12 protein-coding genes are annotated in these 13,561 nt (G+C 39.3%); 10 read left to right on the top strand and 2 right to left on the bottom strand.

Annotated features, from left to right (window positions below; all coding sequences use genetic code 11):
* The first annotated feature begins 13 nt into the window (after positions 1–13).
* From pstB to I6F48_RS14385, 5 genes are all read left to right on the top strand, one after another.
* Positions 14–841: a phosphate ABC transporter ATP-binding protein PstB gene (pstB, locus tag I6F48_RS14405; protein WP_007586464.1), complete on the top strand. Its 828-nt coding sequence runs from the start codon at positions 14–16 to the stop codon at positions 839–841.
* A 46-nt stretch (positions 842–887) separates the two neighbouring features.
* Entirely contained in the window at positions 888–1,589 is a 702-nt protein-coding gene (gene phoU, locus I6F48_RS14400) for a phosphate signaling complex protein PhoU (protein ID WP_007586465.1), read from the top strand.
* A gap of 150 nt (positions 1,590–1,739) precedes the next feature.
* On the top strand, positions 1,740–2,417 hold the full coding sequence (locus tag I6F48_RS14395) for a TIGR00153 family protein (RefSeq protein ID WP_002957838.1): 678 nt from the start codon (positions 1,740–1,742) through the stop codon (positions 2,415–2,417).
* A gap of 39 nt (positions 2,418–2,456) precedes the next feature.
* Complete coding sequence (locus tag I6F48_RS14390; protein WP_007586466.1) at positions 2,457–3,725, top strand: inorganic phosphate transporter; 1,269 nt, start codon at positions 2,457–2,459, stop codon at positions 3,723–3,725.
* 82 nt (positions 3,726–3,807) lie between these two features.
* Entirely contained in the window at positions 3,808–4,728 is a 921-nt protein-coding gene (locus I6F48_RS14385) for a hydrogen peroxide-inducible genes activator (protein ID WP_165727119.1), read from the top strand.
* A gap of 24 nt (positions 4,729–4,752) precedes the next feature.
* Here the strand turns inward: I6F48_RS14385 and I6F48_RS14380 are convergent, their stop codons facing one another.
* A complete protein-coding gene (locus I6F48_RS14380) occupies positions 4,753–4,965 on the bottom strand; it encodes a hypothetical protein (protein WP_024592496.1) in 213 nt (70 codons plus the stop codon).
* A gap of 181 nt (positions 4,966–5,146) precedes the next feature.
* Positions 5,147–7,678, bottom strand: a complete 2,532-nt coding sequence (locus tag I6F48_RS14375; protein ID WP_197119704.1) for a two-component system response regulator — start codon at positions 7,676–7,678, stop codon at positions 5,147–5,149.
* A gap of 187 nt (positions 7,679–7,865) precedes the next feature.
* Here I6F48_RS14375 and queA point away from each other — a divergent pair, with 187 nt between their 5' ends.
* The 5 genes from queA (at position 7,866) to secF (ending at position 13,405) form a co-directional block, all read left to right on the top strand.
* Complete coding sequence (gene queA / locus I6F48_RS14370) at positions 7,866–8,897, top strand: tRNA preQ1(34) S-adenosylmethionine ribosyltransferase-isomerase QueA (protein ID WP_197119703.1); 1,032 nt, start codon at positions 7,866–7,868, stop codon at positions 8,895–8,897.
* A gap of 183 nt (positions 8,898–9,080) precedes the next feature.
* On the top strand, positions 9,081–10,208 hold the full coding sequence (gene tgt / locus I6F48_RS14365) for a tRNA guanosine(34) transglycosylase Tgt (RefSeq protein WP_007586471.1): 1,128 nt from the start codon (positions 9,081–9,083) through the stop codon (positions 10,206–10,208).
* Positions 10,209–10,233: 25 nt separating this feature from the next.
* Positions 10,234–10,569, top strand: a complete 336-nt coding sequence (gene yajC / locus I6F48_RS14360; protein WP_007586472.1) for a preprotein translocase subunit YajC — start codon at positions 10,234–10,236, stop codon at positions 10,567–10,569.
* Positions 10,570–10,588: 19 nt separating this feature from the next.
* Positions 10,589–12,448, top strand: a complete 1,860-nt coding sequence (gene secD / locus I6F48_RS14355; RefSeq protein ID WP_165739576.1) for a protein translocase subunit SecD — start codon at positions 10,589–10,591, stop codon at positions 12,446–12,448.
* Positions 12,449–12,457: 9 nt separating this feature from the next.
* Entirely contained in the window at positions 12,458–13,405 is a 948-nt protein-coding gene (secF, locus tag I6F48_RS14350; protein ID WP_007586474.1) for a protein translocase subunit SecF, read from the top strand.
* Positions 13,406–13,561: the final 156 nt, after the last annotated feature.

The raw sequence follows: 13,561 nt of genomic DNA, 5'->3' as shown, positions 1-13,561 counted from the left end.
ATAGGTAACAAAAATGATTACAGTCGCTCCAAAAGTAAACCAAGCTAATATAGGCCAGAAGTTAGACCTAGAAAATTTAACGGATGACCAAAAAGCGCTAGAGATTAAAGATCTCGATCTTTACTACGGTGATAAGCAAGCGCTTAATAAAGTAAATATGAACATTCCAAAAGGCCAAGTAACTGCGTTTATTGGACCATCGGGCTGTGGTAAATCAACTCTATTACGTTGTATTAACCGCATGAACGATTTGGTTGATATTTGTCGTATTGAAGGTGAAATATTACTTCACGGTCAAAATATTTACGATAAGAGCGTAGATGTAGCAGCACTTCGTCGTAATGTAGGTATGGTGTTTCAGCGTCCTAACCCATTTCCTAAATCAATTTATGAAAATGTGGTTTATGGCCTACGCTTACAAGGCATTAAAGAGAAGCGTAAGTTAGACGAAGTGGTAGAGCAATCACTTCGTGGTGCTGCTTTATGGGATGAAGTAAAAGATAGATTACACGATAGCGCGTTTGGCTTATCGGGTGGTCAGCAACAGCGTTTAGTTATTGCTCGCTCAATTGCAATTGAGCCAGAAGTTCTTTTATTAGATGAACCTACATCAGCACTTGACCCTATTTCTACTTTGGTAATCGAAGAGCTAATAAACGATTTAAAAAACCAATTTACCGTTGTTATTGTTACACATAACATGCAACAAGCAGCACGTGTATCTGATCAAACAGCCTTTATGTATATGGGCGAATTGATTGAGTACTCAGACACAAATACCTTATTTACTACACCAACGAAGAAAAAGACCGAAGATTATATTACCGGTCGTTACGGTTAATTAGCCCGTTGTAGCGTGTTGTGCAAGATTAAGAGAGAAGGTAACTATGGAACATAATATTAATAAACATATTTCTGGGCGTTTTAACCAAGAACTAGAAAATGTACGTAATCATGTATTAAGTATGGGTGGCTTAGTTGAGCAGCAGTTAAATAGTGCGCTTGATGCGGTGAGTCGTAACGATGCAGAGCTTGCTCAAAAGGTACGTCAGAACGATTATAAAGTGAATGCAATGGAAGTAAGCATTGATGAAGAGTGTACGCGTATTATTGCTCGTCGTCAGCCTGCAGCAAGTGACCTGCGTTTAGTGATTGCAATTGCTAAAACAATCGCTGATTTAGAGCGTATTGGCGATGAAGCTGAGCGAATTGCTAAAGTTGCACTAGACTCATTTACCAAAGATCAGCAAGATTTATTAGTAAATATTGAAAATATGGGCCGCCAGGTTTTAAAAATGCTACACGACGTACTAGATGCATTTGCGCGTATGGATGTGCAACGTGCATTTCAAGTACATAAAGAAGATGCAAAAGTTGACCGCGAATATGAAGCCATCACACGTCAAATAATGACTTACATGATGGAAGATCCACGCTCAATACCTAAAATCATGGACTTAGTCTGGTCTGTTCGCTCATTAGAGCGTATTGGTGATCGCTGTCAGAACATTGCTGAATACATTATTTATTTTGTTAATGGCAAAGATATTCGCCATACATCTCAAGAAGATATAGAAAAATCACTATGATTTTTTACCCATCATGCTTTTCTATTAAAGCGGCTTAGTGTCGCTTTGTGTATTGCAAGCTTTAGTGAAGTAATAAAAAGCGTTCACAATCTTGGTTAATACTGTAAAATTCATGCTGCAAAGCATATCAATTTGATTAAAGGGTCAGTTATGCCTACAAACGCGTTTTTAGGAGTATTTGCAAAATCTCCTATCAAACCAATGGAAGAACACATCAAGAAGGTTCATCAAGCAAGTAAAGCTTTGATACCTTTTTTTAATCACGTATTTAAAGAAGAGTGGGTACAAGCAGAAGAGCTTCGCATCACTATTCGCAATTTAGAACGTGAAGCTGATGATATGAAAAGAGATATACGTTTACAATTACCGCGTGGTTTATTCATGCCGGTAGAGCGTACAGATCTTCTCGAACTAGTAACTCAACAAGATAAAATTGCCAATAAAGCAAAAGATATTGCAGGGCGAGTGATTGGTCGTGAAATGACCATTCCAAAAGTTATGCAAGCTGATTTCTTAGCTTACTTAACCCGTTGTGTAGATGCGACTAAACAAGCATCTAAAGCAATTAATGAATTAGAAGAATTGCTAGAAACGGGTTTTAAAGGTCGAGAAGTCACCTTAGTAGAAAAAATGTTAGTTGAATTGGATGCCATAGAACAAGACACGGACGAAATGCAGATAAAAGTACGCCGCCAGCTACGTGATGTAGAGGGTGAGTTAAATCCAATTGATGTTATGTTTTTGTACAAAATCATTGAATGGGTTGGCGAGCTTGCAGATATTGCAGAGCGCGTAGGATCACGTCTTGAGCTGATGTTAGCTCGTTAATTTAAAATCAGTTCAAACACGAAAGATTAAGGTTTTACAATGGATATCATTGCATCTTACGGCACGGTATTAATTTTAATTGCCGCAGCAGTCGGCTTTTTTATGGCTTATGGTATTGGCGCGAACGACGTAGCGAACGCCATGGGCACATCTGTAGGTTCAAAAGCGCTAACAATCAAACAAGCTATTTTTATAGCGATGATTTTTGAATTTGCAGGCGCTTACTTAGCAGGTGGTGAGGTTACATCAACAATTCGTAAAGGAATTATCGATGCCGCACCATTTGCAGACATTCCTGAACTTATGGTTCTGGGTATGATTTCGTCTTTATTTGCAGCGGGTGCTTGGTTATTAATGGCCTCGTTCTTGGGTTGGCCAGTATCAACGACTCACTCAATCATTGGTGCAATCATTGGTTTTGCGTTAGTTGCTGTTGGTACTGAGGCGATTCAATGGGATAAAGTAGGTGGTATTGTTGGTAGTTGGATTATAACGCCCGCCATATCAGGCTTTATTGCATACTTAATATTTATGAGTGCACAAAAACTTATTTTTAATACAGATGCACCACTAAAAAATGCTAAACGCTATGTACCACTTTATATGGGTTTAGCAGGTTTTATAATGGCCTTGGTTACAATTAAAAAAGGCTTAAAGCATGTTGGTGTTGATTTAGGTGCAGCCGAAGGGTACGCCTTAGCAATAGCTGTAGCAGTTGTCGTTGCTATAATTGGTAAAATTGCTATTTCTCGTTTAAATATCGATCCAAAAGCAGATAAACAAATGCAATTCAACAATGTTGAAAAAGTGTTTGCTGTTCTTATGGTATTAACAGCATGTTGTATGGCCTTTGCACATGGTTCTAACGATGTTGCTAATGCAATCGGTCCACTAGCTGCTGTTGTAAACATTGTTGAAAACAATGGTGAAATTGCTAAAAAAGCGGCTATTGCTTGGTGGATTCTACCTCTAGGTGGTTTTGGTATTGTTGCGGGTCTTGCTATTTTGGGCAAAAAAGTAATTAAAACGATTGGTGAAGGCATTACACATTTAACGCCTAGCCGTGGTTTTGCTGCTGAACTAGCCGCTGCTTCTACCGTTGTTATTGCATCAGGTACTGGTATGCCAATCTCTACTACTCAAACCTTAGTGGGTGCGGTATTAGGTGTAGGTATGGCACGTGGAATTGGTGCACTTAACATGGGTGTTATCAGAAACATTGTAGTTTCTTGGGTAATTACATTGCCAGTTGGCGCTGCCCTTGCTATTGTTATTTTCTACGTACTAAGAACCGCATTTGGGGTTTAACAAAAAAGTACTCAAAGACTTTTAGCTTGAAAAGATCTCAATGCCCTAGGTGTTGGGGTCTTTTTATTTGTGGAAAGAAAAAATGACCAATCTTCCAAGTATCAAACAGCTACAGTATTTATTAGCTGTTCATCAACATCAGCACTTTGGCAGAGCTGCCAGTGCCTGTTTTATAGGGCAATCTACTTTAAGCAGTGCTATTCAAAATCTTGAAGAAACGTTGGGTTGCCAGCTTATTGAACGCGAAAATCGCAGCCTTATGTTTACCAGTATTGGTGAAGAAGTTGTTGAGCGCTCTCGTAAAATAATTAACGATACAATTAGTTTAAAAGAACTCACTAAAAGCTTTTTAACACCACTGAGTGGTAAATTAACAGTGGGTGTTATACCTACAATTGCTAGCTTTATAGCGGCTCCTCTGTATCACTTTTGTAAAGAAACCTTTTGTGATTTAGAGTTGGTATTAATAGAAGATACGAGTGATAAGCTACTGGATAAACTTGAGCATGGGCATATTGATTTAGCGCTACTTGCACTGCCATACGAAACCGATAAATTTCATACACAAGTATTGGCAAAAGATCAGTTTAGTTTAGTGCACCATAAGGACTACAGCGCTGCAAAGGGCATAGTCGACTTTAATCTATTACCAGAGGCTAGCGTATTCTTACTCGAGCGTGAGCACTGTATGACAGGCCATGCGCTCAGTGCATGTCATTTAAACCGTGCTAGTTGTATTAACCCATTTGAAGCAGCAAGCTTGCATACATTATTGAGTATGGTTGAGCATCAGCTCGGGGTGACTTTTTTACCACAAATGGCGATTAACGCCGGAATTTTAGATAATAAAAATATGGTGGCAACACCATCACAAAGCGATGCATATAGAGATATTGGCATATTGTGGCGGAAAACTACGGGGCGGATTCGCGACTTTAAGTTATTTAGTCAACAGCTTGAGATATTTTTAAAGCGCCAATGTAGTTTAGATTTTTCTAAATAAGAATAGGAAATGAATGAAAGCAGCTTATAAAGGCTGCTTTTGATTTTTAAGATGGCTTTCAAAAGGCTCAAGTTCGGGTAAAAATAGTAAATAAATCCATACCACTAAGTTAAAGTAAGGCACGCAGCCTAATACAGTAAAAACCTTAACTGGGTAGCCTTTAATATTTGCGTAACGATAACACTGATACGCGATTGCAAAATGTATAATCAGTAATAACATAACTAGCTGTGTCATACCTTTCTCCTTAAAAGCTTAAATAGCTTTGAAACCCACTATAAATATCAGTACTACGCCGCCAAAAGGTAATGTCATGTTTTTAAAGTGAAATGCATTAAAAGGCACGACATTTTTTATTTGGTACTGAAAGTATAGGCAAGAAAGGTAATATTGGTAGTAACAAATTGTTTAATTTTGTTTATTTTGGGCTAGCTTGTTGTTGGTAAAACGTTTTATTTTTTGAAATTTTTTCAAGTTCATCTTTTACTTTTTCAACAGGTATTGGGCGTGCAATAAAGTAGCCTTGTCCATAGTCAACACCTATCTCTTTTAGTGCAAAAAATATCTCTTCGTTTTCAACGTACTCAGCTACAGAGCGCTTATCGAGAGACCGACTAATATCATTTATTGCTTTTACTAACGCTAAGTCTATAGGGTCATTAAGCATGTCGCTTACAAATGAGCCATCAATTTTTACATGCTGTGCTGGAAGCTGCTTTAAATAGTTAAATGTACTAAAGCCAGTTCCAAAATCATCAATAGAAAAATGACAGCCTAAGCTATTAAGCTTCTCAATCATTTTACGAGTCGCTTTTAAGTTGTTAATACTTGCTGATTCAGTTATTTCAAAAATTATCCGCGAAGGGGGCACGTTATACTTTTCAAGGTTTGATTCAATTAATGGCAATAAGCGTTCATCTAAGAATGATTGTGCTGACAAATTAATAGCAACTTGGTTTAACTCTGGGTGCTTAGACACACAAGCAACGGCATTACGTATAACGCATTGATCCATCAAAAATGTGTCGTTAAGCATCTCTAAAGAGGGAATGAATTGATTTGGGTACACAAGTTCACCTTTGAGTTTTAAGCGTAAGAGCGCTTCAAAATAAGCAACTTTACACTCTTTAAAATCCCAAATAGGTTGGTAATGCAGTTCAATATTATCTTGCTGCAGTGCTTGTCGAATTTCGTGACCCCATTCAAGCCCAGTTTGAAGCGTATTGTTTTGAGCGTCCTCTTTTGAGTAGCAATGTACTAAGTTACGCCCTAAATTTTTGGCAATATACAAAGCAATATCGGCTTGTTTTAAACATTCATTAGGATCATTGTTTTGTGTCGTAATTTGAGTTAAACCGATAGAGCAGCTAATTGTGTATATCTGATCTTCTGATTTAAAAGCATGTTTTTCTATTGCGCTGCACACACCTTCAGCAATAAGGTGTGCATCCAGTAAATTCATATCGGTAAGTATGACTGCAAACTCATCGCCGCCTATTCGGCACACCAAATGGTCTTCGCCAATATTTGCTTTAAATAATTGCGCCACTTCTTTTAATACTATGTCACCTTGGTGGTGACCTTTGCTGTCGTTTATTATTTTAAAGTGATCGAGGTCAATATAAATAACAGCATGCTCTATGCCATCATACGTGTATTTATCTTGGCATATTTTATTAAGCTGTTGATCAAAGTAATAACGGTTATGTAAACCAGTTAGTGGGTCATGGTGTGCTAAATGACGTAGTTGAAGTTCTGCTTGCTTTCGTTCGTGTATGTTATCGATGGTTGCGGTGATAGTTGCGTTATTACGACTGTTTTTTATTAGCTGTAACCTGCATTCGACCCAAATTAAGTTGCCATTTTTATGGGTGAGTTTTACTTCTATTTGTTGTTGCTGCTCGCCACCATGTAAAATGTCGTTAATAGTATAGTTTAGTCTTCCCTTATCTTCATTATTACAATAAGTACTTAATGGGGTTTGTAGCGACGATTTAACACCAAAGCCACTTAAAGTTTCCCATGCTGGGTTAATAAAACGAATATTACCTTGTTGATCAAGCTCTAAAACAACTGTATTTAGATGTAATAAAATGCGTTGATGAGCCGAAAATAGCTCTTTATAACGAACTTCACTGACGCTTAGCTGCTCTACTTTATAAGCAAATTCAGCGTAACTCACCATAAAATCTTCACGTCGTGCAGCGTGGTCACACACTTTATTTAAAAATGAAGGGTCGTATGGGGCTCTAATAAAATCGGTAACACCAGACAGCAAAAGCTGCTCAGCGTAATCAGCATCATCACTTTCTATAATCGTAACAATAGCTTGTTTAGAATTGTGCTGTAGGATTTCTTCAACGAGTACACTCGAGCTCTCTGCACTTGATGTAGTGGCATCGAGTAGCACAATTGAAAACTGCTGTTGGTTGTAAGCGTTTAGTGCTGCTTTGGCTGAGGTAACGTGAGTAATAGCAAAGTTTAACTTTAACTGTTCACTAATTTTGTCGGCCGTATTTTGAAGCGGCTCTAATAGCAATAAATTTAGTCGGCTACTTTTTTCTAAGTGCGTAGATAAAACATTCGCAAGCACTTGAGGAAGCATGTCTTTATGTTCAAACGGCAGTACAGCATCTATTCCGTAGCTTCTGGCTGTTGTTTCGGCAATACGCTCACAGTAAATTGGCGGAATAAGTAAAATTGGGGTGTTTTTTGGTGTTTTTAATAATCCTGAGCGGATCATCCTCGAAAAGCGCCAGCCGTCAATTTTTCCAACATTAATGCCCGTTATTATAATATCAACAGGGTGTTGTTTTAAAAGCTTTAAAGCTTGTTGGCTATCTTGCGCATCAATAAAGGTAAATACATTTAAGCTATCTAAAGTGCCTTTAATCGCGCGACGTTCAGCACTACTTGCGTTTAATATTAGCAATTTAAGCTGGTTTGGCACGTGTTGAACACCCCTAATGTAACTTATAATAATTCAGCCGAACAAGAATAGTGACATTTAACCATAAGAACAAGAAAATTAAATGACAAACACGCAAACAAGACATTATAAGTTTGGCTGATTTCTTGAGCTTAATATCCGATACATATACACTTGGCGCGATTTTAAATGATGTGGATTACTAATTATGCGCGTGGCTGACTTTAGCTTTGACTTACCTGATGAATTAATAGCTCGTTTTCCTAAAGCGGACAGAACTAGCAGCCGTTTACTTACTTTAGATGGCCCAAGCGGAACTCTAGAACATAAAGTGTTTAGCGACATACTTGATTTAGTAAACGAAGGCGATTTGTTAGTCTTTAACAATACACGCGTAATTCCAGCACGTATGTTTGGTCAAAAAGCCTCTGGCGGCAAAGTTGAAGTGCTTGTAGAGCGAGTGCTAGGTGAACATCGCGTACTTGCGCACGTACGCGCGAGCAAGTCGCTTAAGGTTGGTAACGAAGTTATTTTAGAGGGCAAAGCCAAGGCAATAATGGTTGCACGCCACGATACATTATTTGAGCTTGAGTTTGATCATAGCCAAAACGTGCTAGATATACTTAATGATATTGGTCATATGCCACTGCCTCCTTATATTGACCGACCTGATACCGAAGCTGATCGCGAGCGTTACCAAACTGTTTATGGAGAAAAGCCAGGTGCAGTTGCTGCGCCAACAGCGGGCTTACATTTTGACGATAAGTTAATGACGGCACTAAAAGATAAAGGTGTAAACATGGCCTTTGTTACTTTACACGTTGGCGCCGGTACTTTTCAGCCAGTACGAGTAGATAGTGTTGATGAGCATATAATGCACTCCGAGTACATTGAAGTACCCGATGATGTAGTTGCTGCCGTTGCACAAACCAAAGCAAGTGGCGGGCGCGTAATTGCTGTAGGCACAACTTCAGTACGCTCATTAGAGTCGGCAGCTAAAGTTCACGGCGGCAAGTTAGATACGTATTTTGGTGATACCGATATATTTATTTTTCCGGGTTACCAATTTAATGTTGTTGATGCCATGGTCACAAATTTTCACTTACCAGAATCAACGCTTATAATGCTAGTCAGTGCTTTTAGCGGACAAGACAATATTATGGGTGCATACAATACGGCAATTGAACAAAAATACCGATTTTTTAGTTACGGTGATGCGATGTTTTTAACACGCAAGTAACCGTTTATTATTTAATACTCAGTAAAAAACACTAAAAACCCCAGCAACGAAGCTGGGGTTTTTGTTTAGCATAATAAGCAAACCTGAATTTATCGCAGCTAATAGTATTAATGAGGTAAAAAGGGTAGAATCGAGCGGTTAAATTATAGCTTGTTGGACTGTTTTTCTGACATTGAGGATGATATGAAATTTGAATTAGATTGTACTGACGGAAAAGCGCGCCGCGGCCGCTTAATTTTTGACCGTGGTGTAATAGAAACACCTGCATTTATGCCTGTTGGTACTTACGGTACTGTAAAAGGTATGACGCCAGATGAAGTAAAAGCCACTGGTGCGCAAATATGTTTAGGTAATACCTTTCATTTAATGCTTCGTCCAGGTACTGAAATCATTAAGCAACATGGTGATTTACACGACTTTATGAATTGGGATTTCCCAATTTTAACTGACTCAGGCGGTTTTCAAGTATTTAGCTTAGGCGCAATGCGTAAAATCACTGAAGAAGGCGTGTTATTTCAATCTCCAGTAAATGGTGATGAAATTATGATGTCGCCTGAAAAGTCGATGGAAGTACAGCGCGACTTAGGCTCAGACATCGTTATGATTTTTGACGAGTGTACGCCATATCCAGCAACTGAAAAAGAAGCTAAAGATTCTATGGAGTTATCTCTTCGTTGGGCTAAGCGCTCAAAAGAAGGGCATGGCGACAATCCATCTGCTTTGTTTGGTATTATTCAAGGTGGTATGTACCCAGAATTACGTGCACAATCGCAAGCAGGCTTAGAAGAAATTGGCTTTGATGGCTATGCATTAGGTGGTCTATCAGTAGGCGAGCCTAAAAACGAAATGATGAATATTCTTGATCATTGTGCGTTTAAAATGCCAGAAGACAAACCACGCTACCTTATGGGTGTAGGCAAGCCAGAGGATTTAGTTGAGTCTGTTCGCCGTGGTATTGATATGTTTGACTGTGTTATGCCAACACGTAATGCGCGTAACGGCCATTTATTCATTACCACGGGTGTAGTTAAAATACGTAACGCAGTACATAAAACAGACACAGGGCCACTTGACCCTGAGTGTGATTGCCATACGTGTGGAAACTATTCACGAGCTTATTTGCATCACCTTGATAAATGTAACGAAATTTTAGGTGCGCGACTAAACACAATTCATAACTTACGTTACTATCAACGTGTTATGGAAGGTTTACGTAATGCAATTAGCGAAGGTAAATTAGAAGAATTTGTACAAGATTTTTATGCTCGCCGAGGCCAAGACGTGCCAGAGCTAGTAGATATAAAAAATTAAACTTTAAAATTAAAGAGGAAGTATCATGAGTTTATTTATTTCAAATGCACACGCAGCAGCTGGTCAACCTGCAGCAAGCGGTGGTTGGGAAATGCTAATAATGTTAGCTATTTTCGGTTTGGTTTTTTACTTTTTAATCTACCGCCCGCAAGCTAAGCGCGTTAAAGAGCACAAAAGCTTAATGAGTATGATGGCTAAAGGCGATGAAGTACTTACCCAAGGCGGTTTAGTGGGTAAAATTGTGAAGATTTCTGAAGAGAAAGATTTCATCGTTATCTCTTTAAACGAGCAAGCAGAAGTAACAGTACAAAAATCTGCAGTATCTGCAGTATTGCCAAAAGGCACAATGAAGTCGCTATAAAAATAATAAGGACGACCCCGTGTTAAACAAGTTTCCAGTTTGGAAGTATTTACTTGTTTTAGCTGTGGTAGCCATTGGCCTTTTATATGCCTCTCCAAACTTGTATGGTCGCGATCCGGCTATACAAGTTTCAGGTGCTAAAGGCGCTGATGTCGATCTCAGTGTTGTAGACAAAGTAAACGCAATCCTTGAAAAAAATAATGTAACCGCTAAATCGACAATACTTGAAGATGGACAAATTTTAGTTCGTTTAAAAAATGTTGAAGAACAGCTTAAAGCGCATGACTTACTGCGTGATTCGCTTAACGACGATTATATTTCTGCCATTAATATGGCACCAGCTCAACCAGCTTGGTTAAAAGCGGTTGGTGGTAACCCTATGAAGCTAGGTCTTGATTTAAGTGGTGGCGTACATTTCACCATGGAAATCGACATGGCAACAGCGGTTGATAACCAGCTTGAGCAAATGGAACAAGATTTTCGTAGCGACCTGCGCGAAGAAAAACTACGTTACCGTAGTGTTCGCCGCGTAGCAGGCTCCGATCGTATGCGTGTAGAAATGCGTACTGAAGAAGACAAAAATGCAGCAGAGAGTTTCTTAGAAACTCGCTACCCGCTAAATGTCTACATTGATGACAGCAGTAACGATAAAGCATTTTTTGCGACAATGAGTGAGCAAAAACTCAAAGAAATTCGTGACTACGCTATCAAGCAAAATGAAACGATTATTCGTAACCGTATCAACCAAATTGGTGTTGCAGAACCTAACGTACAACGCCAAGGCGCTGAGCGTATTATTGTTCAACTACCTGGTATTCAAGACACAGCACGCGCTAAAGAAATTTTAGGCGCAACAGCAACACTTGAATTTCGTGAAGTAGACGAAAACGCTGATATTAGCGCTGCTGCTCAAGGTCGTATCCCTGCGGGTACTGAAATGATCATGAGCCGCGACGGTTACCCTGTTGTACTTAAAAAGCGTATTATTCTAGAAGGCAGCCATATAACTGGCGCGCAATCTGGCGCTGATGAATACCAACGCCCGCAAGTGAGTATTACGCTAGATAGCAAAGGTGGGGCAAAAATGAATGCCTTTACCAAACGTGCTATTGGTAAGCGTATGGCAACGGTATTTATTGAGTACAAGCCATCAGGTAAAAAAGATGCAGACGGTAAAGCGCTTCCGCCTATTAAGGTTGAAGAAGTTATTAACGTAGCAACAATTCAAGCACGTCTTGATCGCTCGTTCCGTATTACCGGCATCGATAACCCAGCTGAAGCACATAACTTAAGTTTGCTACTTCGTGCAGGTGCGCTTGTAGCACCAATTCAAATTGTTGAAGAGCGCACTGTTGGTCCAAGTTTAGGTCAAGAAAATATTGAAGCGGGTATGACTGCGGTTGCACTTGGTTTTGCGTTTGTACTTGTGTTTATGCTTGTGTACTACAAAGGCTTTGGTATGGTTGCAAACCTTGCGCTTGCGGCTAACTTAGTACTGATTGTTGGTGTTATGTCTTTAATTCCAGGCGCGACACTTACGCTACCTGGTATTGCAGGTATTGTATTAACCGTAGGTATGGCAGTTGATGCTAACGTACTTATTTTTGAACGTATTCGTGAAGAGCTGGCCGATGGCCGCAGCCCTCAACAAGCGATTCATTTCGGTTACGATAGCGCATTTAGCACTATATTTGATGCTAACATCACCACGTTAATCGCTGCCATTATACTGTTTGCAGTAGGCACAGGTCCGATTGCGGGCTTTGCAGTGACACTTGCGATTGGTATTTTAACTTCAATGTTTACAGCCATTGTTGGTACCCGTGCGGTAATCAACTTATTTGTTGGTGGTAAACGTATTGATAAACTTTCGATTTAAGGAGCTGACATGCAAATTTTAAGTTTGGGTAGTAGAACCCTTCGTTTCATGTCTCTTCGTAAAGTGGCTATGGGTTTTTCGACGTTATTAATTTTAGCGTCGTTTGCATCAGTTTTTGTTAAAGGTCTAAATTTTGGTTTAGATTTTACCGGCGGTACTGCGGTAGAAGTTGGTTTTTCACAGCCAGCAGACCTTAAAAAAGTACGTGCTGCGCTAGCTGATAATGGTTTTGCTGATGCATCAGTACAACTATTTGGTTCAAGCCAAGAGATTTTAGTTCGTTTAGCACCGCGCGGTAGTGATGTAAAAGCCGAAGTAATTGGTAACCAAGTAATCGATGCGCTTAAAAAAGCTGATGACAGCGTAGTAATGCGCCGTATTGAGTTTGTGGGCCCAAGTGTAGGTGAAGACTTAAAAGAGCAGGGTGGCCTTGCCATGTTAACTGCACTTATTTGTATCTTAATCTACGTTGCATTTCGTTTTGAATGGCGCTTTGCTGTGGGTGCAGTAGGTGCACTACTACACGATGTTATTATTACTGTGGGTTTATTTTCGATATTAGGTTTAGAGTTTGATTTAACTATATTAGCGGCAATTCTTGCGGTAATAGGTTATTCACTTAACGATACGATTGTTGTATCTGACCGTATTCGTGAAAACTTCCGTAAAGTGCGCATTGACGATACTGTAGAAATTATTGATATTTCACTTACGCAAACACTTAACCGTACACTTGTAACCTCAATCACGACTATTTTAGTATTGATTGCTTTGTTTGCATGGGGCGGACAAACCATTCATGGCTTTGCAACTGCATTGCTGTTTGGTGTGTTTATTGGTACTTATTCTTCGATTTATGTTGCGAGTTCTGTTGCTATAGCAATGGGCGTAAGCAAAGAAGACTTAATACCAGAAGTAATTGAAAAAGAAGGTGCAGACCTAGACGCAATGCCGTAGTAGAGTCTCATTAAATAAAAACCGCTCCTATGAGCTAACACCATTCAGTTAAGCATGTTTTGACTTAATGGTGTACCGAGTTTTTGAAATTCGAACGGTCCTACTTTTGGGCCGTTTTCTTTTTTCTGGAAGAATATAACGTTTCACTCGTTCTCG

The organism is Pseudoalteromonas sp. SWYJ118, assembly GCF_015864505.1.
GTDB lineage: Bacteria > Pseudomonadota > Gammaproteobacteria > Enterobacterales > Alteromonadaceae > Pseudoalteromonas > Pseudoalteromonas arctica.
The sequence above is the reverse complement of the archived record's forward strand: the minus strand, read 5'-3'. Positions and strand labels throughout refer to the sequence as shown.

Bases quoted from the DNA above. Each gene is read 5' to 3' on its own strand.
- I6F48_RS14395 (WP_002957838.1), top strand. From the start codon at position 1,740: ATGCCTACAAACGCGTTTTTAGGAGTATTTGCAAAATCTCCTATCAAA.
- secF (WP_007586474.1), top strand. From the start codon at position 12,458: ATGCAAATTTTAAGTTTGGGTAGTAGAACCCTTCGTTTCATGTCTCTT.
- yajC (WP_007586472.1), top strand. From the start codon at position 10,234: ATGAGTTTATTTATTTCAAATGCACACGCAGCAGCTGGTCAACCTGCA.
- I6F48_RS14385 (WP_165727119.1), top strand. From the start codon at position 3,808: ATGACCAATCTTCCAAGTATCAAACAGCTACAGTATTTATTAGCTGTT.
- queA (WP_197119703.1), top strand. From the start codon at position 7,866: ATGCGCGTGGCTGACTTTAGCTTTGACTTACCTGATGAATTAATAGCT.
- pstB (WP_007586464.1), top strand. From the start codon at position 14: ATGATTACAGTCGCTCCAAAAGTAAACCAAGCTAATATAGGCCAGAAG.
- I6F48_RS14380 (WP_024592496.1), bottom strand. From the start codon at position 4,965: ATGACACAGCTAGTTATGTTATTACTGATTATACATTTTGCAATCGCG.
- tgt (WP_007586471.1), top strand. From the start codon at position 9,081: ATGAAATTTGAATTAGATTGTACTGACGGAAAAGCGCGCCGCGGCCGC.
- I6F48_RS14390 (WP_007586466.1), top strand. From the start codon at position 2,457: ATGGATATCATTGCATCTTACGGCACGGTATTAATTTTAATTGCCGCA.
- phoU (WP_007586465.1), top strand. From the start codon at position 888: ATGGAACATAATATTAATAAACATATTTCTGGGCGTTTTAACCAAGAA.